The sequence below is a fragment of the Segatella copri genome (assembly GCF_026015295.1).
GTDB classification, from domain to species: domain Bacteria; phylum Bacteroidota; class Bacteroidia; order Bacteroidales; family Bacteroidaceae; genus Prevotella; species Prevotella copri_C.
Genome location: NZ_JAPDUW010000001.1, coordinates 1,524,414 through 1,545,447 on the forward strand (window position 1 = coordinate 1,524,414; position 21,034 = coordinate 1,545,447).

General features: G+C 45.5%; 17 protein-coding genes and 1 other RNA gene. 5 read left to right on the top strand and 13 right to left on the bottom strand.

Annotation, left to right across the window (positions count from 1 at the left end):
- Window positions 1-33: 33 nt before the first annotated feature.
- The 5 genes from ONT18_RS06630 to ONT18_RS06650 all read right to left on the bottom strand — a co-directional run bounded on the left by ONT18_RS06630 (window position 34) and on the right by ONT18_RS06650 (window position 4,484).
- Complete coding sequence (locus ONT18_RS06630; protein ID WP_117728661.1) at window positions 34-441, bottom strand: N-acetylmuramoyl-L-alanine amidase; 408 nt, start codon at window positions 439-441, stop codon at window positions 34-36.
- 15 nt (window positions 442-456) lie between these two features.
- Window positions 457-966, bottom strand: a complete 510-nt coding sequence (locus tag ONT18_RS06635) for a DUF5675 family protein (protein ID WP_264904587.1) — start codon at window positions 964-966, stop codon at window positions 457-459.
- A 118-nt stretch (window positions 967-1,084) separates the two neighbouring features.
- Window positions 1,085-3,595: a YfjI family protein gene (locus tag ONT18_RS06640; protein ID WP_264904589.1), complete on the bottom strand. Its 2,511-nt coding sequence runs from the start codon at window positions 3,593-3,595 to the stop codon at window positions 1,085-1,087.
- 41 nt (window positions 3,596-3,636) lie between these two features.
- Complete coding sequence (locus tag ONT18_RS06645) at window positions 3,637-4,056, bottom strand: hypothetical protein (protein WP_264904591.1); 420 nt, start codon at window positions 4,054-4,056, stop codon at window positions 3,637-3,639.
- 146 nt (window positions 4,057-4,202) lie between these two features.
- Complete coding sequence (locus tag ONT18_RS06650; RefSeq protein ID WP_118063867.1) at window positions 4,203-4,484, bottom strand: DUF3127 domain-containing protein; 282 nt, start codon at window positions 4,482-4,484, stop codon at window positions 4,203-4,205.
- Between the two features lie 390 nt (window positions 4,485-4,874).
- On the opposite strand from ONT18_RS06650, the gene ONT18_RS06655 reads away from it, so the two are divergent.
- Window positions 4,875-5,741 (top strand): Rpn family recombination-promoting nuclease/putative transposase, encoded by an 867-nt coding sequence (locus ONT18_RS06655; protein WP_215652712.1) that lies wholly within the window; start codon window positions 4,875-4,877, stop codon window positions 5,739-5,741.
- 182 nt (window positions 5,742-5,923) lie between these two features.
- Window positions 5,924-6,487: a hypothetical protein gene (locus ONT18_RS06660; protein ID WP_264904595.1), complete on the top strand. Its 564-nt coding sequence runs from the start codon at window positions 5,924-5,926 to the stop codon at window positions 6,485-6,487.
- Between the two features lie 1,354 nt (window positions 6,488-7,841).
- On the opposite strand, the gene ONT18_RS06665 is transcribed toward ONT18_RS06660, so the two are convergent.
- The 5 genes from ONT18_RS06665 to ONT18_RS06685 form a co-directional block, all read right to left on the bottom strand.
- Window positions 7,842-9,206 (bottom strand): hypothetical protein, encoded by a 1,365-nt coding sequence (locus tag ONT18_RS06665; protein ID WP_264904597.1) that lies wholly within the window; start codon window positions 9,204-9,206, stop codon window positions 7,842-7,844.
- Window positions 9,207-9,481: 275 nt separating this feature from the next.
- Window positions 9,482-12,526, bottom strand: coding sequence for a type I restriction endonuclease subunit R (locus ONT18_RS06670; protein WP_264904599.1), 3,045 nt, complete (start codon window positions 12,524-12,526; stop codon window positions 9,482-9,484).
- Between the two features lie 49 nt (window positions 12,527-12,575).
- On the bottom strand, window positions 12,576-13,652 hold the full coding sequence (locus tag ONT18_RS06675; RefSeq protein WP_264904601.1) for a restriction endonuclease subunit S: 1,077 nt from the start codon (window positions 13,650-13,652) through the stop codon (window positions 12,576-12,578).
- 2 nt (window positions 13,653-13,654) lie between these two features.
- Window positions 13,655-15,163, bottom strand: a complete 1,509-nt coding sequence (locus ONT18_RS06680) for a type I restriction-modification system subunit M (protein ID WP_264904602.1) — start codon at window positions 15,161-15,163, stop codon at window positions 13,655-13,657.
- A gap of 7 nt (window positions 15,164-15,170) precedes the next feature.
- Window positions 15,171-15,581 (bottom strand): hypothetical protein, encoded by a 411-nt coding sequence (locus tag ONT18_RS06685; protein ID WP_264904604.1) that lies wholly within the window; start codon window positions 15,579-15,581, stop codon window positions 15,171-15,173.
- A 1,046-nt stretch (window positions 15,582-16,627) separates the two neighbouring features.
- On the opposite strand from ONT18_RS06685, the gene ONT18_RS06690 reads away from it, so the two are divergent.
- The gene (locus tag ONT18_RS06690) at window positions 16,628-17,302 is read left to right on the top strand and encodes an HU family DNA-binding protein (protein ID WP_417159017.1); all 675 of its coding nucleotides are present in this window, start codon (window positions 16,628-16,630) and stop codon (window positions 17,300-17,302) included.
- Window positions 17,303-17,399: 97 nt separating this feature from the next.
- Window positions 17,400-17,495, top strand: coding sequence for a smalltalk protein (locus ONT18_RS06695; protein WP_153072405.1), 96 nt, complete (start codon window positions 17,400-17,402; stop codon window positions 17,493-17,495).
- Window positions 17,496-17,598: 103 nt separating this feature from the next.
- On the opposite strand, the gene ONT18_RS06700 is transcribed toward ONT18_RS06695, so the two are convergent.
- The 3 genes from ONT18_RS06700 to rnpB all read right to left on the bottom strand — a co-directional run bounded on the left by ONT18_RS06700 (window position 17,599) and on the right by rnpB (window position 19,003).
- Window positions 17,599-18,006, bottom strand: a complete 408-nt coding sequence (locus tag ONT18_RS06700) for a YkvA family protein (protein ID WP_117728888.1) — start codon at window positions 18,004-18,006, stop codon at window positions 17,599-17,601.
- Between the two features lie 46 nt (window positions 18,007-18,052).
- Window positions 18,053-18,490 (bottom strand): hypothetical protein, encoded by a 438-nt coding sequence (locus ONT18_RS06705; protein WP_200758206.1) that lies wholly within the window; start codon window positions 18,488-18,490, stop codon window positions 18,053-18,055.
- A gap of 82 nt (window positions 18,491-18,572) precedes the next feature.
- Window positions 18,573-19,003, bottom strand: an RNA gene (rnpB, locus tag ONT18_RS06710) — RNase P RNA component class A.
- Between the two features lie 426 nt (window positions 19,004-19,429).
- On the opposite strand from rnpB, the gene ONT18_RS06715 reads away from it, so the two are divergent.
- On the top strand, window positions 19,430-20,899 hold the full coding sequence (locus ONT18_RS06715; protein ID WP_118191767.1) for a Do family serine endopeptidase: 1,470 nt from the start codon (window positions 19,430-19,432) through the stop codon (window positions 20,897-20,899).
- Window positions 20,900-21,034 lie beyond the last annotated feature (135 nt).

Genomic DNA, 21,034 nt, shown 5'->3' on the forward strand with positions numbered 1-21,034 from the left:
TAGCGGGTCTGTGAAGATCCGCTATTTTTGTGTTTACTCCTTCCCCCACTCCTTCTTTACATCAAAGCAGGGACAGGCTTTGTTGGCAAATTCATTATGACCATGAATCGTGGCTAATGGATATTCCTCCTTCAGCTGCTCGATGAGCGAGCGCATTGCCGCTTTCTGGTCTCGGGTTCTTGTATCCTTCGGCTTACCTTTCTTTGATAAGCCGCCGATGTAGCAGACGCCTATACTGATGGAATTATGGCCCTTGCAATGGGCGCCAACCTCCTCTATCGCACGGCCTACATGAATGCTGCCATCACGATAAATCACGAAATGATAACCTATGCAGCGCATTCCGCGCTCCCGGTGCCAGCGGTCAATATCCGCTACGGTAAAGTTGCGACCTTCCTTGGTCGCACTGCAATGAATGATGATTTCCTTTATCTTACGCATGATATTGAATATTAATTATTGAAAAATAAGCAGATAATTAAGGGGGATTTCGTCAACACCCCAATCCCTGATAAACAGATTGATTCTGCACGGTAGATGCTTTTTCTTCATCCTCTTGAATTCCTCATCCAACAACTGGCAAAATTCATTATAGCATTTTTCTGATTGCGTAACGATTCCGGTATAATGAGACTTGCCCAGAATGATACTCTTGTTTCTCAGACGTAGCGGACCGTTGCCAGGCACGAAGCGAGCTCTGCGCCTAACAGTACGAGGCACGTAATTGGATCTTAACAGAATAACAGGCTTGATAACAATTTCATATTTTCCTCTTTCATACTTATTTTTCTTCTTTGTCTCCGACACCTTCTTTTGCTTGGTAGGAATGAGAGAAATCTTATAACGTCCTGCTGGCAAATGACGGTTAGGACGTTCTAAGGTGTCGCAGAAAATCTTGCCACCTATAACCATTGTGCCATCCACACTCCATGGAGTGAAGCGACGGCGGAATATATTGATGTTCATGATAATTTACAATTAATAATTGATAATGAATAATTGGATCAAGGCCGGCCATTAAGGCTGATTTAAGAACCGAAAACCAAAATGACCGGAAATGACCATGACCGGAAATGACCGGATTTTATATGATAGAAGTAACTTTCTGATAACGCTTGTCTGGTAAAATACTGATCAAACCTTGACGCTTCCAATTCTTCAGCATCTGCCTTACCGTCTCATGGGTAGCAGTTGCGCCCTTTACGGCAACACTCTGCTGCTCTGCCTGCTCAAAGGTGAAAGTTACGTCAAGACGTTCGAAGATGGAATCATTCTTACCTCTATGTGTACGATCGTAGGGCGACTGACTGCAATAATTCTTGGATGAGAACGCATCCTCTATGCGACTACGGAAGAAGTAGAGTGCATTGTCCAACTGATAATCTGCCAGGATATTGAAGGCTTCGAGCATGGTTGGTGTCTGCGTCTTTACGAGCATTCCCTTCCACAAATCAGGTGACTCCTTCAGCTGTTTCTCGGCTCCATTGAATCCATGCTTCTGAATCAGCGTTTCCAGAACCTTGCAGAGCATGATGCAGGTCATCATTCTCATGGTGGTTGGACAGATACGGAAACGCTGGCGGGCTTTCACCTTGTCGTCATTTTTCATCGTCTCCAGTCTGATCTGTTCCAGCCATTCCCTACCTTTATCCTCCAGCTTGGGCAGAACCACCTCACCGGTCAGCAAAGGCAGAAGATGAGCAATCTGAATGATGCGGTCGCGCTGGCGTTCGTTCATTACATACATGTTGTCAGAAAGTGGAGTGAAGGTATTATCGGGCGTTTTTGCCACGATTATACGGCTCTGGAAACCATCTGTATAATTGCTTACCACTCGATAGAGCGCATCAGGCGTTCCACACATCACCACGTTCCATAACAGTCTGTCTATATGAACATTCACTGCATCTGCACTTCTTGCTTCACGCTCATAGCTTGTTCCGTCGTAAGCCTGTCTCAACATGACTGAAAAGTCGCTCATTGCCGATTTCCACTTCTGCGCTACGGTGTCAGCTTCCGGAGTAAACGAGAAGGCGTGTTTGCCTTCGGTATTCGCCAGTCTTTCAGCAAGATTTGCCACCGTATTGTTCAGTGTCAAGCATCTTACAGGCAGTTTCGGCTCTTCCGGCTGCTCCTTCTTGTTCTTGGCTGCACGTTTCTTGGCTCGCCATTCATCCTCCTTCTGCAGATACATTTTGTCCATTTCCTTCACTTCCGAAGTCCATGCGTCAATCACGGGGTCAATACTACCCTTGCCAGATGCAAAATCTCCGGCGATGTAGGAGATGAGGTTCAGCGAGTTCATCTTGCCGTGAACGGAAACCTTCACGCCCGTTGCGAGCATTCCGATGGCAGGACAGATGGCTGTGATTACAGGCAGTGCCAGTGCCGGACCCACTGCGCTGATGGAATCCCGAATGCCTTGCGGCAACTTAGGCAGCGCATTATAATAGAACAGATCATCCTTGGCGTTAGCCTCGTCCAGCGCATTTACCAGCGCCTCATTGTCAGCCACCGAACCACCACCCGCATTTCCTTGCTTCATTCGTTCCTGACGGATGGCAGAGAGCACATCCTTCAGTCGCTTAGGCATTTGCGTGATTTTCTCGTTCAATGCCGAGTTGATGCAAACCATCTTTTCCTGTTCGGGAAACCCATCGTAGCAGGGAATAATCTGAGCCAGCAGATTGCGGTCAAAACCACAGATGTGGCGCAGGTTCACAGCCAGCTCAAAGGTCAGCGTATTGCGGTTGGAGCGCATCGGCTCCTGCCCATCATTATACAATTGCCACCACTTCTTAATGATTTCCCCATAAGGAATCCCGAGATAATTGTCCTGAGCAGCAGAAGTAGTTGAAGTAGCAGAAGTTGACGCAGCAGAGGCAGAAGCAGCAGAAGTAGAAATTCTCGAATTCTTTAATTCTTGACTCTTAAAGCTCCCCTGAGGATTCTTCTTGATTTCTTCCTTCCAAGGCTCATAATGCTTGTTCGCTTTGTGCGCCCCTTCCGGCAGTTCCTCGTTTCCGTATCTTTCACGCTCTTCCAGCACTTTCCCTTCAGCAGCCACGGCAGCCTCATCATATTCATCCTTGAAGAGTCGTGGCGAAAGGAATAGCAGATCTTCGCCATCCGATGTGGTAGTGAAGTAAACCCGATTAATATCGTGAGCCGAAGTATCCATTTCGCACTTGAGCATCGTAGCAATCCTCACCTGATTCTCCAGAACCGTCTTGCCCTTTTCGCGTTCAAAAACCGCATGTCCGCCTTGTCGTGCGCTGCGTTCCAGCATCAGAAGTCCGTACTTATCCGGTTCTTTCAGCAGCAGCTTGGCAGCCTTGGCAAAAGCCTCCGGCTCATCCATATCAAACCCGAAAGCACCGCTTGGCAGTTTCATTCCCTTCACCACCCCTTGCGGATAATGGCCGGAGTAATTAAACTGCACCAGTCTCCGTTTCGCAGCATCGTTTCCGGCACGAGCCAGGCGAAGATTCGCCTTCTGCTCGTTGCTTCCACGCAGCTGCTTATACTCCTCTTCCGAAGTGATGGAGCGGGCAACCTTGTGCCCATTCTCCACCTTTATTAAATAACAACTCATCTATCTGTTTCTACTTATCGTTTTAAGTTGAATACAAAATCCTAATGTTTCAGTTGGTAATCCACTACCGCATCAGCACCTTCTTCTGCCTCAACAGCCAGTGTTCGGGCGATGTTGATTCCCTCATGGCAGAACACCTTCAAGGTAAGCTGAACAGCACCGTCCTTGGTCTTGCTCACACGACCATGCGCCAGTTTCTTAATCAGTTCCGACTGAGTTCTGAGGCGGTGCTGCACCACGAAATCAAATGTTCCGTCAGGCATTTGCTGAGCCACGCCCATCGAACGGAATCGAGGAACCTTATTCACCCCCGATTCCTGGGGACTGAAGAGGAAATACTGCTTAGCATCATAGTAAGCCATTCCACCCAACTGCACATGCTGGCAGTCATTATTATTCACCTGCTGGTTCAGAACATTATTCTGAGCATTGTTCTGAACCTTGTTTACTTTCTTAACCATAATCTGAATTGAATTTTAGGAGAAGAAACATCCGGATTGTTGCGCGCTTTACCATGGAAAATCCTCCTCTGTCCCAACTCAGTTAATAACTAAGAATCTCCGCAATAAGTCTCCAAGCGAAGCCTCCTTTTTACCTTTTTACTTTTTTACCCTTTTACCTTTTCAATGTCCGTAACCAGAATATCCTGATAAACCTGACCATTGTGCTCATGGGTTGTAAAGCGGAGCGTAACAGCCACCAGTTCACCCGGAGCATACTTACATTGCGCCATATTGCCGAGCATTGCCGCAGCGTACTGGTTCTCATACTTGCCGCCCATCTCCTGGAGAACGATGTTGCATTTCATCATCTGGCCGTTCTCACTTTTCTGACTCTGCACAGCGAAGGTCTCGCCCTGCTGCACCACTCTCATAATCTGAGTATACATACTATATAATTGTACGAAGAGGTTTCAAGAGCACCAAACCATTTCAGCGTTGTCTTGTTTCTTCGACGCTGCAAAAGTACTGCGAAAACAAAGGCAAAACAATCCCTTTCCCACAACTCCCCCGAAAAACCCACGTATTTGGGAAAAATCGGGCATTTCTTGGGAAAAAGAAAGAAGAATAAGAAAAAGAGAGTTAAAAAGTAAAGAAAAAGGGTAAATCATCCCTCTTTCCCCCCATAAAATCCCTCATTTTTTCCCAACGTTGGGAAAAATCGTAGGAATCTTGGGAAAAATCACCCCCACAACCAATATTTTAACACTCCAGATATTTATAATTCGAAATAAATGCTTATTTTTGCACTACAATTCAGTTAAACGTTTTAAAAGGAAATGGATATGAAACGGATAGAAGAACGTTATATTAGCTTGCTTACCGATTTTGGTTTTAAGCGTATCTTTGGAACAAAGCCCAACAAGGATTTGCTCATCAATTTCTTGAATTCACTGTTTGATGGTTTTCAGGTCATCAAGGATGTGAAGTACTTGAATAGTGAGCACGTTGGTGATGTTTTTGCCGAGCGCAAGGCCATTTTTGATGTATATTGCGAAAATGAGCGTGGTGAAAAGTTCATCGTTGAGATGCAGAATGCTTATCAGAAGTACTTCAAGGATCGTTCTTTGTTCTATTCTACTTTTCCTATCCGTGAACAGGCTCCAAAGGGGGCTGAATGGAACTTCAAGCTTGAACATGTTTACACTGTTGCTCTGCTGAATTTCGATTTGGAAGAAGAGGCATTTGACAAAAATGATATCAACCATGATGTGGGTTTGCTTGACAAGAAGACTCTTAAGGTTTTTAATGACAAACTTTCTTTCAAGTATGTTGAGATAGCGAAGTTCAACAAGACAGAGGAGGAGCTTGACACGCTTTATGATAAGTGGTTATATGTATTGAAAAACCTTTCCCGATTGGATGAGCGTCCTGCTGCCTTGAAAGAGAAAGTGTTTACTAAACTCTTTGAGGAGGCCGAGATTGCAAAGTTCACCCCAACAGAGTTGAAAGAATATGAGGATAGTTTAAAGGCGTATCGTGATGTCAAGAACTCTATAGATACGGCTTTGGAAAAAGGGCGTGAGGAAGGTAAAAACTCGAAAGCTCTCCAAATAGCAAAAAAGATGTTGGATGCTGGCATGGATATAGAAACAGTTATGCAAATAACAGATTTGCCAAAAAGTAAGATTGAGAAACTAAAATGATAAATCTCTATTCATATTTGAATTGATAAGCTGAGTCCGAAATGCTTATTTTGCATTCATTATAGCTTTCACTTCATGTTGATGCTATCATACAACTAACAAGCACGACGTATAGGGAAACTCTCCCAATCATCACACTTGGAGTTGGAAAACGAAAATAATAATATAACAAGGCATGAATTATGAAAAAGATTTTAATGTTTATGGCAATTATGATTGCTGTGGTGTTTTTTGCTAGTTGCAGCAGTAAAACAAAAGAACAACCCAAACCAAAGGAAATTCCTTTTGTTGTACAGACTAAAGAAAACCTTAAAAAATGGATAGACAATAATGCTATTAATCCAGAAGACTTCAAGATAAGCAATTATCAAGTCGTTTGGAAAACGGATAGTCTTTGCGTCATTAATTTCCGTGCTATCGGAGAAAACGGATTTGGCGGTCATGTAAGAAACGAGTTTCAATACTTCAATATAAAGGTTGATGGCATCCTGTATGAATGGTGTGACAATGATAGATACCAAAATGGTGTACTAGATTGCGTTAAGGATGGATTTAAATTCGACTTCATGATTAGCCAAAAAGATAAAACTCTTCTGAGGCTCATTAAAGATAAGAGCAAAGCTGGTGTAATATTTGCAAATGCCTACGTGGATGCTTGTACCGATTATAGTTTTGGAACAGATGGTATTAAATCTGGCAATATATTGAATATGGGTAATATTCAAGTTGCTGATACTATAAGATAACAATTTCCCCACTTGCTTATTTGTAGGTGGGGATTTATTGTACATACAAGACGTTTAAACTATCGAACCGATAAATCATACCAACAGACTATTTTAACCGCTTACAGAAGAAATTTTCACTATCTCTTTGAGTTCTCTGATATTTTGCCTATCTTTGCAATGCAATTATTCTTTGAAACTCATATATCTATCTCAGCCCTGCCGTTGGTACTCAATGGTGGGGCTTTACTTTCGCATTTCTTTTATACCCTATCATATATCGCCCTGCATCTTCATTTTTGGTGGCGTGGGGCATTTTTGTGTTAATTAAACTTAGAAAGGTTAAAGTCAAAAATCCCCGAAAAGCCTATTAAATATAAATTATCCATATTTATCCACAATAAAGCGAGTTAATGAAAAATTTGCTAATTTGGTGGTTTGCAATGATTTATGTACTTTTGCAGCGCTTGTTAGTAGTAGCGCACTAAACAGCGGACGTTTAAGTATATTTGAGTGATTATTCACTTCCCTATACGAAACCCTATCCAGAGTTCGGAGCGCAACACGAACAAAGGATAGGGTTTTCACATTCCCTATTCTTTTTCGAGAGTAAACAAGTAGTCTTGGTGGCTTGTCGGCTAAATACACTCGGCTACACAGACTTAAAACCCACGTCACAAGAGGTGCATGGTGACACCGCAGGAACTGAAGGCAGAAGGCGGGCAGGGCGGGGCGTACCCCGAAAGCTGCTTAGGTTAAGTGCTGTACGATTTGGCAACTGACCCGACCGAAGGGGCTCATTATACTGGGTTCATATAACTTCGAGTGGAATATTCCCACCAATCTCTCATTATTGCTATAAATGATGGGGGTAAGGGGGAGAACCACTCTCTCAGAGGTCTATTGCCTGTTTCATATAACCTTTTTATAAGGAATAATATTAATTATAAATCATTAAATATAGGGAAGATGATTACAAATCAAGTAATGAAGAGACGAATGGGTAATTTTTTGGTCGAGCAAAGAACCAAAGATAGTATGTTCAATGCTACAAACTTGCTCAAACAGTGGAATGAAGCAAGTGGAGAGAAGAAGGAGATTACAAAATTCTTCGATAATCATTGAATCTTTTTCAGAAATGCTTTCCAGCGAACTATACGTGTTGCGTCTGTCGCAAAACTTTCTGTAAACAACTGCAATTCGGGATTGTATGTAAGCCCTCTATTACCGAAAAATACAATATTTTTTTGAAAAGCGGTAATATTCTACGGAATATTTTCAAAAAAGCCGTAGAATATTACCGGAATTATCCTTATTTTTATACCCAGGGACGATAGTTATCTCTAAATCTTCCTCTCTACTTTCCTATACCAATTCAAATACTTCTCATATAACCATCCCTTTTCGCCAGCTTATAATACAGATCCTGGGCGGTATGATAATCGGGATCGGAGCCTTCAAGCCACTCCGAAAAATGGTGGTTGTGGTTCTTCTGCGTTTCCTGCTTGCGGAACGACTCCACCACACATTTCTTTTCTGCATCCGGAAACATCAGGTTCATGCGGGCGGCAAAGGCTGCCTTGTCCTGATTATCACGCACCATGTGGAAAGTATATTTCATCAGGCACCAGACTATGTACCAGCTTTGCTGAGACGTAATGTTGCCCTTTATCCAGAACTTCAACTTCTCCTCCAACTTTATGGAATCTACCCAGTTCACAAAGAACGAGTCGCTGTTACGCTCAAAATCATCAGCCCTGGCAATCTCTGCCTCCCACATTTTATGCTCACCCTGATACTTGAACAGCGTTTCAAAATCCTCGGGCAAAGCCTGCTCCCTGACTAGCGTACGGACAAGTTCTTCTTCCTCATCCTCCTCTCGCTCAAACCAGTCAGAACAAAGCGTATAATTGTTGTATTTATCCTCAACCCCATCCATCACTTTCTGTAAGCTGTCGTTGGTAATGGCTATTCTCCTGCTTTCCATGCGATGCTTCTTTACCTTTACCTCATGTTTCAGATGGTCAGGTAGCGTGCCCTCGTCGAAAATTCGCTTGATATAATGGTAAATAATAACAGCCTCATGGTCGGTGCGGAAAAGGCGGGTTCTGTATAAGGCTAGGAAATCAGCACAAATAGCGGTAACTGTGGAGATGGTTTCAGTCAAAGCCATCTTCAACCCAATAGAGACAAAGTTCCTGTAATGGGAATCAAACTGGGGAAAGTCGTCTCCGGCAGGAACTTTAAGCTTCTCGCATTGCTCGTAAATAGCCTTAGCATAGGGAATCTGACCATACTCCTCTTCCTTATCGAGCAAATAGTCTGAATGCTTCCGGGCGATGGTCTGAATTTCCTGGAGCACCTTCTCTAAAACATCAGTATAAATCCCCATGAATTCATCATCGTAGCTCTTGTAGATGGAAATGTAGACTTTCTTATGGAGCGTATGAATATAATTAAGAAAATCTGTCAACTGTTCGGCAAGGTTCTGGTAAATATGAAAATAACAGGTAAGACCTTTATGCTTCTCTGCATTCCATCGTATTTCACCAATAGCATGCTGAATCTCCTTATACAAATGTTCTGCCTCTCTTTTAAACTGACCCACATCAGTAGTTGTTACTGGAGTGTATTTCTTGACTCCTGTTACTTCATCTTCCACAAAAAGATCTTCTTCTGATGAAATCTTCAGAAGAGAATTGTAGTTATTGTCAGTATTTGGTATTTCCTCTGTCTGCATATTCTTTTTCTAGGTTTGATTTGTTATGTTGTTTAAATAAGCGGCATGGGGTTCCCTGTAAGTACCAGTATTAAGGTACCTGCAAGAACCTACGACAAGGTACAAACAAGTACTGCCCACGCCGTAGAGGAGTGGACGCCTTGCTGTCACCTTCTTCTTGTCGTTTTTGAATTTTGCAGGTTCTAAATACTGTAGAAGTGCAGATAATCAGCGTCAATATCTATATGTTATTTTTCTTGTTTACTTTCTGTTTCTTACTTCAAATTTTAAAGGGTTTATACTACGTTTTCTTCATCATCCGCCCAGTGGTCGCATTGGCGCATCACAGTTTCCAGCGCCTTTTCTGCACCCTCTGGTGGATACTTATACTTTTTGAGCAGTCGCTTCACCATCACTCGCATCTTCGCCCTGGCTGATTCCTTCCGGTTCCAGTCGATGGTGCGGTTGCGGTGCAAGACTTCTGTCAGTTCCCGGGTCAGCGCCACAAACTCCTCGTCGGAGTAAGCCTGCCGCACTCCTTCGGGCGTGGAGAGCGCATCATAGAATGCCTTCTCCTCGGGCGAAAGTCCCAGGTCATTGCCCTCTGCCTCTGCCTGCTTCATCTGCTGAGCCATCTTCAACAGCTCCTCTATCACTTCCTCGTTGGTGAGCAAGCCCTTCAGATAGTTGGAGAGACTCTGGCTGAGCATGTCGGAGAAGAGGTCGCTCTGAACCACGTTGGTCTTCTGCTGCTGCTTGATTTTTTCTTTCATCAGTTTGGTGAGCAGTTCCACCGCCAGGTTGCGCTCCTTCATGTTCTTCACCTCCTGGATGAAGGCGTCGTCAAAGAGCGAGAACTCTATCTGGCGGTCGCCGAAGAGATTGATGACTCCGTCGGTCTTCACACTCTGACGGAGCAGCTCACCGATGCGCTCGTTGATTTCATGGCGGCTGATCTTGCCCTTCTGCGAGAGTTTGAGCATCATCACGCGCAACGCATCCATATAGCACACCTCTGCCTTCTGCTGCTCATTCAGAAGCGAACGGCAGAGCGTGGTGGCGTTGTGAAGCAGATTGCTGTGCTCCATGAAATTCTTCTTGCGCTGAACCATGGCTGGAGAACTCAGGAAGTTGGCTCCGCTCGTAATGGCGAGTGCCCGCTTCGAGTTGTCCTGTTCGAAGAAGCCGGAATAGTCGAAACCATGAAGCTGGTCTCGGCAGATTTCCATCTCTTCCTTCCATTTCACCTTGGCGGTCTTGGCGATGTCTGGGTCTCCGAAGCGGCGGCGGTCACGGTTGGTGTACTGCTGCATGGCACTCTTCAGCGCCTGCGCAATGCCTACGTAATCCACTATCAGTCCGCCTTCCTTGCCCGGGAACACTCGGTTCACACGGGCTATTGCCTGCATCAGGTTATGACCGCTCATCGGCTTATATACGTACATGGTGGCGAGCGACGGAACATCGAAGCCCGTGAGCCACATATCTCTTACGATGGCGATTTTCATCTCATCGTCGTTGTCCTTGAATTTTCTTGCCAGTTCCTTCTTGTAGGCTTCGTTGCCGATAATCGGCTGCCAGTCTTCGGGGTCCTGGTTCGAACCGCTCATCACCACCTTTACCTTCTCCGTCCACTGGGGGCGAAGCTCCAGCATCTTGCGGTAGATTTTGATGGCGATGCTTCGGGTCAGTGCTACGATCATTGCCTTGCCGGTGAGTTCCTGCGCACGGTTTTCCTCGTAGTGCTTCACAATATCCCTTACCAGCGTGTCGATGGTGGCGTCTTCACCCAGGAGTACTTCCAGTCGGCTGTGCTCCTGCTTCGCCTGCCTGATCTGCTCCTCGGTGGCTCCCTCATCGGCCAGGTTGTCGAACTCATCGTTCAGCAGGTTCATCGTGTCTTCGTCGAGGTTCAGGTTCACCACACGGCTCTCGTAATAGACCGGACGGGTGGCTCCATCATCTACCGCCTGACTCATGTCGTAAACGTCGATGTAGTTGCCGAACACTTCCTCCGTGTCTCTGTCGCGGTCGCTGATAGGCGTTCCGGTGAAGCCGATAAATGAGGCGCCTGGCAGGGCTTCTCTCATCTTCTGGCTGAATCCCTTCTTCATCGTCAGACTCTTGTTGTCCCAGTGCTCCTCGCCGTATTGCGAGCGGTGCGCCTCATCGGTCATCACGATGATGTTGCGGCGGGTGGAGAGTGCCGAGTCGCCTTCTTCAAACTTCTGAATGGTGGTGAAGATGATTCCCCCACTCTTTCGGTTACGGAGCAGATTACCCAGGTCTTCACGGCTCTGGGCGTTCTGTGGTTCCTGACGAAGGAAGTCCTGGCAGCGGCAGAACTGACCGAAGAGCTGGTTGTCGAGGTCCTTGCGGTCGGTTACCACCACGATGGTTACTTCGGGCAGTCGCTGCACCAGCTGGTGGGCGTAGAACACCATGGAGAGGCTCTTGCCCGAACCCTGCGTGTGCCAGAATACGCCGATTTTTCCGTTGCCTTCCACTGCGGTACGGGTGCGCTGCAGGGCTTTGCCCACGGCGTAGTACTGGTGGTAGGCGGTAAGAATCTTGGCGTATTTGCCCTGGTTCTTGTCGAAGCAGATGAAGTTCTGCAGAATATCGAGCAGTCGCTGCTGCTGGAACATGCCGAGGAAGAAGGTGCGATAGTCGGCGAAGAGGGTTGACTCGTATGAGCCGTCTATAGTCTTCCATTCCATGTAGCGGTCTTGCTTGGCGGTGATGGTTCCGGCACGTGTTTCGCTCATGTCGCTGATTACGTTAAAGGCGTTGTAGCTGAAGAGGCTTGGAATGCTCTGCTGATAGTTCTTGATCTGCTTGTAGGCGTCGTCGATGGTTGCGTCTTCGGAAATGGCGCTTTTCAGCTCCACCACCACGAGAGGCAATCCGTTGACCATCACCACCATATCGCAGCGCTTGTTCTTATACTCTTCTACTCGCCACTGGTTCACCACCTTGAAGAGGTTTCTTTCGGGATGGTCGAAGTCGATGAGCCTCATCAGGGCTGTTCGTTCTTCGCCATCTTGCAGGAATCCCACCTCCAGACCGTTTTGCATCCAGAGTGTAAACTGCTCGTTGTTCTGTTCTAAAGTACCAATGCTGATGTTGGTGATTTGCTTGATTCCTTCATCCATTGCATCGGCTGGCAGTTCAGGATTAAGCCGTCGCATCGAGGCGACCAAATCGGCACGATAGAAGGGCTCCTTATAGTCGCGCTCCACCTCGTAGCCACATTCGTACGCATAGCCGAGTTCGTCGCGGAACAGGGCAATGAGCGTTTGCTCGTATGCGTCTTCGGTGAATTTCTTGTCGTCTGCCATAATGATATTATTTAATATTTTTTCTCGTTATTTTCTTTCGTTGCTCTTCTTATTCCGGAATTTCCAGCTCGCCTGACATTAAGCGAGGGAGAAGGGTGTCTCGGAGGAGGGAGAGACGGGAGTTCTCCTTGATGTTTGCTCTATGTTTACTAAATAATGTTGAAGTTATACTTTCATATTCTTTCAAAACATTCTCCGGAGCAATTATAACATCTGTGTTCTTTACGTCAGTTTGTGTAATCAGCGGCTGAGTCGAACCTCTATTTATTGCTGAATAATCAATTCCTTTCAACAACTGATAAACGTAATTATAATAACTACTTTCAATTACCAACGTATTGTCAGATGGCCAGCACTTTTCTTGGAAACGTTGTACAACACCATGTGTTCCAACTCTACCAATAACAAGTATAGACCTTTCATATAAAACATCAGATGTAAAACCCATTATATCTGAAGCACCAATTAATGGAATAAACAATTCTTTGGTCTTATCCTTCGACTTTTTCGGAGGTCTTTTGCCGCTTGTTATTTCCGCAATATCTCCCAAACATCCTACTTTCCATCCTTCCGGAATCATTCCCAATTCGCTATCTACGAACTTACCATCCTTGAAAGGCTCAAAGTCAACGAACCAATTCTTGAAAATAGCCTGCGCCATCTCCTCCAAATCAGCATTGATCTTGTTGTTCAACTCTATCTTGCGGTCGAGAGAAGAAAGGATGGAAGCAATGCGGCGCTGGTCTTCAATATTCTTCGGATAAGATATCTGAATATCATTCAATATATTTACCGTCATACTAGGGACTGCAGAACCGACATTCATACTTGCAAAATCTCTTTTACAGATAGAATAAAAAAGGAATTTGGGATCTACTTTGTCAGTATTTATAATGGACCAAAACATTGTATCTACAGTCCAAAATGGGCTTTCAACAAACATAATATTGTTTAGAGTACCCTTTCTTGGAATCAGAATAGAAGGCCCATCATAGAGCTTAGAATCCACGTAGCGCATCAATCCGCCACTTCCATAAACGGGATATTGTCCATCTGCAAGTTTCTTATGGTCTTTTCCATATTTTACTTCAAGAACATTCCCTAGAACATCTTCTTTCCACTCCATTCTTACACCTCCCATCCAATTTTCTTCAACTGCAATCTGATCTCTTCTTCCTGCTTCTTGCTTTCCTCAAACAGCTGCTTCAGTTCTGCGGTAAGATTCGTCATTTTCTCCTCGAAAGGCACTCCGTCGCCTTTGTCTTCGGCGATTCCTACGTATCTTCCAGGAGTTAAAATGAAGTCCTGAGCAGCAATCTGCTCGGTGGTGCACACGGCACAGAAACCCTTTTCATCCTCTAGGGTTCCCTGCTGGAAAGCATGGAAGGTATCAGAGATTTTCTTAATATCCGTATCAGGCATCAGCTCACGAAGCTTGCGGGTTACCATCGTGCCCAGATTGCGAGCGTCGATAAATACGGTCTTGCCCTTCTGCGCCTTGTTACGGCTGATAAACCAAAGACTTACAGGAATACCCGTACTGTAGAACAGCTGCGAAGGCAAAGCCACGATTCCCTCTACCAGGTCGGCTTCGATGATGGCTTGGCGAATCTGTCCCTCGCCGCCACTCTGACTCGAAAGTGCACCATTCGCCAGCACCAAACCTATCTTTCCGTTTGGAGCCAAATGGTGAATCATGTGCTGCATCCACGCAAAGTTGGCGTTGCCAGCAGGTGGCAAACCATACTGCCAGCGCACGTCTTCCTGAAGCGCATTCTGTCCCCATTCATTTTTATTAAAAGGAGGATTGGCAAGAACAAAATCTGCCTTCAATGTAGGATGCTGATCATCGAAGAAACTGTCTGCATATACACTACCCAGATTCGCTTCCAAACCATGGATGGCAAGGTTCATGTGCGCAATCTTCCATGTCTCAGGGTTGCTTTCCTGTCCATAGATACTAATCTTGCGAAGATTACCCTGATGACGCTTGATAAACTTGGCGCTTTGCACAAACATACCGCCCGAACCGCAACAAGGGTCAAAGACTCTACCCTCGTAAGGTTCCAGAATCTCTACCAGCGTGCGGACAATGCAGGAAGGCGTATAGAACTCGCCAGCATTTTTACCTTCAAGTGAAGCAAACTTCTGAAGGCAGTATTCATAAGTTCTACCCAACACGTCATTTTCCTCGCTTGCATCTTGCATTTCAATATTCGTAAAGAGCTCTACCACATCGCCAAGACGGCGCTTGTCAAGCTCCGGACGAGCGAAGTTTTTGGTCAGAATACCCTTCAGTCTTTCGTTTTCACGTTCTATCGCCACCAACGCTTCATCTATCACAATGCCAATTTCTGGAGTACGGGCAGCAGCACTAATCTTGCTCCATCGGGCTTCAGCAGGCACGAAGAAGATGTTCTCGGCGGTGTATTCGTCCTTATCTTCCGGGTCGGCGTATTCGTCGCCCTGCAGCTCCTGAAACTTCTGGTCGAAGCGGTCGCTGATGTATTTCAGAAAGATAAGTTCAAGTACAACTCCTTTATACTGAGCGGCGTCAATGTTGCCTCTCAGAATATCGGCAGCCTTCCATATTTTCTCTTCAAAACCAATGCTGATTGTATCTTGTTTCTTAGCCATAATATGTTTATTTTTCTACGAGCACAAGCTTCCAGTCCTCATTCTGCAGAACGAGGGTCCCGTTGTTGTCCGTAATGGTGAATATCTGATTATCTATCTGTATTTTGTTCTCCTTTATTAAATAGGTGTAGTGACCGCAAGCAACGTTTTCGGTGGTAGTTTGGGTTATTTTACCGCCTTCGTCGAAGTGGTTCACTTCCGTCGTTTCGGAGAAAGAAATAGCATCTGAGGTGAAACTGCAGAACAAAGGAGCCTCTTTTACGTCGATAAAGATACTTCCAACGCGCTGATAAAGGGCTGAAATCTGCCATTCGTGGGCTAAAAATGTGGTTTCGTAATCAAAAGCCTCTGATTTTTCTGTTTCTTCGTCACTAGAACAGGCGGTGGAAGAAAGCATAAAAAAAGCGACTATTATCATATAAAAATAAGATAATATTCGCCAGCGGATAAGAACATGATGATATTGGGCTAACTTTGCCTGAGCAAAATTACCCCCCTAAAACTTTGGACATCAACCAGTTATATCTTTTCATCTTAGTATTGTTATTATGTAGTTTCTAGCTTTCCGGACTATTGCTACGTCAATAATTTGTTAATTGCTAGCAAAGATAATAAAAAGTTGGCAAACCCAAGAATTTTATCACGTTATTTAACGGAAAAATGCAAAATATGGAGGTTAGGAAGATGTTTTACCCCCTCTTCTAAGGGTAAAAAATGCCCCTCCTCGGACGTGAAATCATGCTCCAAAGGTAGGTATTTTTGACAAATACAATGAATTGTGGATATAAAAAATGAACACTAGAGCGGCGTAATGTGCAGTATTTCACATCAGAGAATGTAGATTATTATTATACGCATGCAAATGAAGTACAACTGATATAAACTTTCATAATTACCTCATACACAAGCAATTTAGAACTATCACATACTCTAGCAAACAACCCATTCAAGCATTACATTTAGTGGGTCATTAGGTCAAAGTCATTTAGGGTCATTATGTTTTCCGAGAGTTAAAAAGTCACTATAGATATATATAAATAAATATTTATATATACTATAGCAGTGAAAGTGACATTTACTTTTTCAAATGACCCTAAATGACATTGACACCAAATGACCCCTTTTCATTTCTTCAGCTACTTCCGAGTCTTTTCTTGCTTTTTCATTGTTTCTGCAATAAAGTTCAGATAAAAAACCAATAGAACTTATTGTATTACAGCTACTTATAGCTTTTCTCACATAGAAAGTCAGGGGGAAAGCTTGCATTCTGCCCGAAAATGTTGTATCTTTGCACCGGCAATCGAAAGAACAGCCTTTTGTGCCTTGCTCGGGTCTTCTATTAAGACCAACACGGGTCATAAATGATGGCAGGCGCCGGTCATCAATGAAGACCCCGAAAACGGCAGGAACGGGGCGTTCTGGGGAGTTGCAAAACAAAGGACTCTAAACATACTACAAACGACTATGATTAATTACAGCATCGTAATGCGTAGCGTGAACGCAAATCTTCTGGAGATCAACCAGGCGAAGTCACGCATCAACCAGGCGAAGAAGGAGGGTAAGAATCCTGACCAGAAAGACCTGGAACTCGTGAAGACCGAGAAGCAGAATGCTTTCGCCATCTCACAGTACACCGACATCATGACCATCGAGAAGTTTGCCAAGCACATCACTTCACATGGCAGTGTCTATTCGAGAGCTGACATCAGCGCCATCCTCTACATTGCCGTAGACTGCATGCGTGAGATGTTGCTTGAGGGCAAGAAAATCCGTCTGGGCGACCTCGGTGATTTCTCTCTCCTTCTCACCTCAAAGGGTGCCGAGGATGCCGACAAGTTCACCGCACAGAACATCACCGGCGTGAAGGTTCAGTGGGAGCCAGGTCAGGAGTTCAAGAACCTTCGCGATGACGCCGAGTTCAACCTCGTAGCCAGCCGCAGTGCTCAGGCAGCCGTCATCAAGGCGATTAAGGAGGGTAAGACCAACGTTGACCTCAACGCGCCAACTACTCCGGATAATACGCCAGGCGGTTCTACCCCAGGCGGTTCAAACACCGGTCAGACCGGCAGCGACGGCCAAGGCTCTGAATCAAGCGGCGGCACTACCGGCAAGGACGATACTGGCGACGGCCTTGAATAGCCCAAGGATAGACTGGCTAGGGTGCTAGCCCCTAGCCCAGCCTATCCGCCCCCCAAAAATTCAACATTCAACACTCAACATTCAACATTCAAAAAAAATGAAAGCGAACACTTGGAAAACAATTCTGCAGATAGCCATCAGCATTCTGACCGCTATCGCTACTACGCTCGGAGTAACGAGCTGCATGGGATAAAACAAAATCGACCGCTCACCTCTATATGAGGAGAGCGGTCGTTTTCGTTCTACCGAGAATTCCGGTCATGAAGGGTCAAAGTCATTAAGGGTCATTATCATTTTCAAACCGGTGTATCGGTGGCTGAATCCTTGAAGAGGTCATCGGCTGATGGAATCTCATCTTCATCAAACCACTTCTTCAACTTGTCCTGAGCCTTTGACTTTACATCATCTGAAACCTCACCCCAAACTTTCTTGAGCACAAACAGCAATACGGCCAGGTCATCGCCCAAACCGGCAATAGGGATGGCGTCTGGAATCACATCGAGCGGACTGATGAGATAACCCAAGGCTCCTACGATCAGAGCCTTGTCCTTCAGCGAAACCTTGTCACTCTCTAACGTATAATAGAGAATGAGCGCTGTATAAACCATCTTGGCACCGGCACGTTTGGCAACATGCGAAATCTTCTCGACAAATGCACGCTGGGTGAACTTGTCCTTATAGTCCATAAAGTCTGGTAATGTCATACTACTTATAGTTTATAGTTTATAGTTTATTATTTATAGTTTACAGTTACGACCGCTTCTCGTAGAAGAGGACTGCCTTGATGTAGGTCTCCATCTTAGGCTCCTTATGATGGTTCACGCGATAGGCGATGATCATCTGGAGAAGTGCCTTGACAAAACACGCCAGCAGCAGACCGATGATGACGGCTATGACCGTGGCGAGCATCTTGCCGTTGTCGTAGACGGGTGACTTATCCGGGAAACAGGACAGCACCAGTACGGGGAGGACGGTGATGAAACCGCCGATGGTGAGCTGGCTGCGCTTGGAACCACCCATGTCGAGTATCGACTGCTTATCGAAAAGATAATCATCCAGCTCCATACGGGTAATGCCGTAGTTCTCAAACTTTGGGAAATCGGGCTCATTGCCATATTTCGCTATCTTGCCCGTTACCTTATGTTCGAAATCATCTAATATCTGCTTTTCCGGTTCTCTGAGTTTCATAATCTTGCTAGTTTTTAAAATCGTTTAAAAATGAATGCATCTTATACCTTATTATATATAAAGGCTGCGATGCTGAAAAAAAGAAAGCAGTGCCCCTGTAAGCCGAGTTCTGTGTTCCTATATCAGATATGCTGTTATGCTGTGTTCATACCAGATATAAGAACGTCTGTCATTTATCTAGTCCCAAAGTCACCCTTGGGCTCAAGCACTCTACCCTCCACAGCAGCCCTAAGGCAATCGGACGAGCCGCCCTCAATCTGCGGTATACATGAGCTTACAGCTCCCAGATGGCACAGCCTGGCGATCACCCGCCAGCTGGTGGTCTCTTACACCACCTTCTCACCCTTACTCTCACCACCCCAGACTGGACAAACGGGATAAGTGAAAGCGGTTATTTTCTTCTACCGACACCTACTGTCACCAATAGCTTCTAGTTTCGGAAGTGGGATGCTCTATGCTGCCCGGACTTTCCTCTCGCACCTGAAAGATGCCAGCGACAGACCGGAGCACTGCTTTCGACATGCAAAAGTACAAAAAACTTTTGATACTATCGCACGATTCCTCACTTTTTTATGCATCATTAGTTATTCGCAAGGCTATTTTTCACTCTTTTCCCCGGTTAAACCGAGTTTCTGAGTCCCTATCGTTTAACAGATATTTACCAATCAGCAGAAGATAGTTTCGTATACAAAACTAAGATTTTCGTGCTTACATTCAAATATTTGTGAATTTAGGGCATTTCTTGTTTAATAGCCGTTAAAGTGTTAATTTGAAATGTTAAAACGGAATAAATTTATGCAGAGAATGAAGCGTATCTCAAAAAATGACCCTATATTTGCAACCGGAAAACAGAGCGGTGCATGACAAGCTAACTTTGGCATGATATTAGCTGCTACAGTTCCAAGGAAAAGAAAAGTAAACAATAAAAAAATAAGAGACATGAAAAAATTAAGTAATTATGTTGTGGCTGTGCTCTGCGTTGGTTCGCTCGCATTTTCAGCCGGTGCTTTCATGAAAGTAAATGCTACACCTGCAGTTACCGCTGCGCCAGCAGGTCAGCCTGTAGACTTAACCTATGCTGCCGAGAAGGCGCTGCCTGCAGTAGTACATATTAAATACGTACAGAACTCGAAGGTGAAGACGGTAGATGTGCAGGACGACCCATTCGGAGGATTCTTCGACCCGTTCGGCTTCTTCGGCAACCCGGGACAGGGCAACGGAGGCACACGCAAGCAGAAAGTGCAGACTCCGAAGAGAGAGGCTACCGGTTCGGGTGTCATCATCAGTCAGGACGGTTACATCGTTACCAACAACCACGTGGTAGAAGGTGCTGACGAGCTGACCGTAACGCTGAACGACAACCGTGAATTCTCGGCTCGCATCATCGGAACCGACAAGACTACCGACCTCGCCCTCATCAAGGTAGACGGCAAGAACCTGCCTACCCTGCCTATCGCCGACAGCGACAAGGTGAAGGTGGGTGAATGGGTCATCGCCGTGGGCAACCCATTCGGACTGAACAATACGGTTACAGCCGGCATTATCTCTGCCAAGGCACGTTCACTCGGTGCCAACGGTGTAGAGAGTTTCATCCAGACCGATGCTGCCATCAACGCAGGTAACTCGGGCGGTGCACTCGTCAACACCCAGGGCGAACTGGTAGGCATCAACGCCATGCTCTATTCACAGACCGGTTCTTACTCCGGCTACGGTTTCGCCATCCCTACCTCTATCATGAACAAGGTGGTAGACGACCTGAAGAAATACGGCAGCGTACAGCGCGTGATGCTGAGCATACAGGGAAGCGATGTGCTGAACTATATCAACGCCCAGAAGGAGAACGGCAAGGATGTGAACCTGGGAACCAACGAGGGTGTTTACATTGCCAAGGTTGATGAAGACGGCAACGGTGCTGAGGCAGGACTGAAGGAAGGTGACGTGATTACCAAGGTTGACGGCAAGAAGGTGACCAAGATGGCTGAGCTGCAGGAAATCCTGAACGGCAAGCGCCCTGGCGACAAGATGAGCATCACCTACCTGCGCAACAAGAAGGCAAGCACCAAGACCATCACGCTGAAGAATGCCCAGGGTAATACTTCGGTTATCAAGAGTGCCGACCTCGACGTGCTCGGTGGCAGCTTCCGCCCTATTACAGAGAGCCAGAAGAACCAGCTCAACATCAAGTATGGTGTAGAGGTAATGAAGGTGAACAGCGGCGCCCTGAAGGATGGTGGCATTTCACGCGGTTTCATCATCCAGCGCATCAACGACAACAACATCAATACGATTGATGACCTGCAGAAGGCTGTAAAGAGTGCTTCTACCAGCAAGGACCCAGTGCTCTACATCCAGGGTATATGGCCAACAGGCAAGAAGGCTTACTTCGCTGTTCCGCTGCAGAAAGACTAAGGGTAAGAGTTTTAAGAGAAACGTCTCATGATTGAGTAGTGAAAAGGCTTTTTTACTGCCAAAAAACTCAAGAAACAGACAAAAAACAATAAAATAGTAGGTATTTCTGAAAAATATCTACTATTTTTTTTGGTA

Excerpts from the sequence above, each read along its gene's own strand:
- ONT18_RS06630 (WP_117728661.1), bottom strand. The coding sequence starts at position 441 with ATGCGTAAGATAAAGGAAATCATCATTCATTGCAGTGCGACCAAGGAA.
- ONT18_RS06685 (WP_264904604.1), bottom strand. The coding sequence starts at position 15,581 with ATGATAATAGTCGCTTTTTTTATGCTTTCTTCCACCGCCTGTTCTAGT.
- ONT18_RS06665 (WP_264904597.1), bottom strand. The coding sequence starts at position 9,206 with ATGCAGACAGAGGAAATACCAAATACTGACAATAACTACAATTCTCTT.
- ONT18_RS06655 (WP_215652712.1), top strand. The coding sequence starts at position 4,875 with ATGGATATGAAACGGATAGAAGAACGTTATATTAGCTTGCTTACCGAT.
- ONT18_RS06695 (WP_153072405.1), top strand. The coding sequence starts at position 17,400 with ATGAAAGCGAACACTTGGAAAACAATTCTGCAGATAGCCATCAGCATT.
- ONT18_RS06700 (WP_117728888.1), bottom strand. The coding sequence starts at position 18,006 with ATGACATTACCAGACTTTATGGACTATAAGGACAAGTTCACCCAGCGT.
- ONT18_RS06715 (WP_118191767.1), top strand. The coding sequence starts at position 19,430 with ATGAAAAAATTAAGTAATTATGTTGTGGCTGTGCTCTGCGTTGGTTCG.
- ONT18_RS06640 (WP_264904589.1), bottom strand. The coding sequence starts at position 3,595 with ATGAGTTGTTATTTAATAAAGGTGGAGAATGGGCACAAGGTTGCCCGC.
- ONT18_RS06680 (WP_264904602.1), bottom strand. The coding sequence starts at position 15,163 with ATGGCTAAGAAACAAGATACAATCAGCATTGGTTTTGAAGAGAAAATA.
- ONT18_RS06675 (WP_264904601.1), bottom strand. The coding sequence starts at position 13,652 with ATGGAGTGGAAAGAAGATGTTCTAGGGAATGTTCTTGAAGTAAAATAT.
- ONT18_RS06635 (WP_264904587.1), bottom strand. The coding sequence starts at position 966 with ATGAACATCAATATATTCCGCCGTCGCTTCACTCCATGGAGTGTGGAT.
- ONT18_RS06690 (WP_417159017.1), top strand. The coding sequence starts at position 16,628 with ATGATTAATTACAGCATCGTAATGCGTAGCGTGAACGCAAATCTTCTG.
- ONT18_RS06645 (WP_264904591.1), bottom strand. The coding sequence starts at position 4,056 with ATGGTTAAGAAAGTAAACAAGGTTCAGAACAATGCTCAGAATAATGTT.
- ONT18_RS06705 (WP_200758206.1), bottom strand. The coding sequence starts at position 18,490 with ATGAAACTCAGAGAACCGGAAAAGCAGATATTAGATGATTTCGAACAT.
- ONT18_RS06660 (WP_264904595.1), top strand. The coding sequence starts at position 5,924 with ATGAAAAAGATTTTAATGTTTATGGCAATTATGATTGCTGTGGTGTTT.
- ONT18_RS06670 (WP_264904599.1), bottom strand. The coding sequence starts at position 12,526 with ATGGCAGACGACAAGAAATTCACCGAAGACGCATACGAGCAAACGCTC.
- ONT18_RS06650 (WP_118063867.1), bottom strand. The coding sequence starts at position 4,484 with ATGTATACTCAGATTATGAGAGTGGTGCAGCAGGGCGAGACCTTCGCT.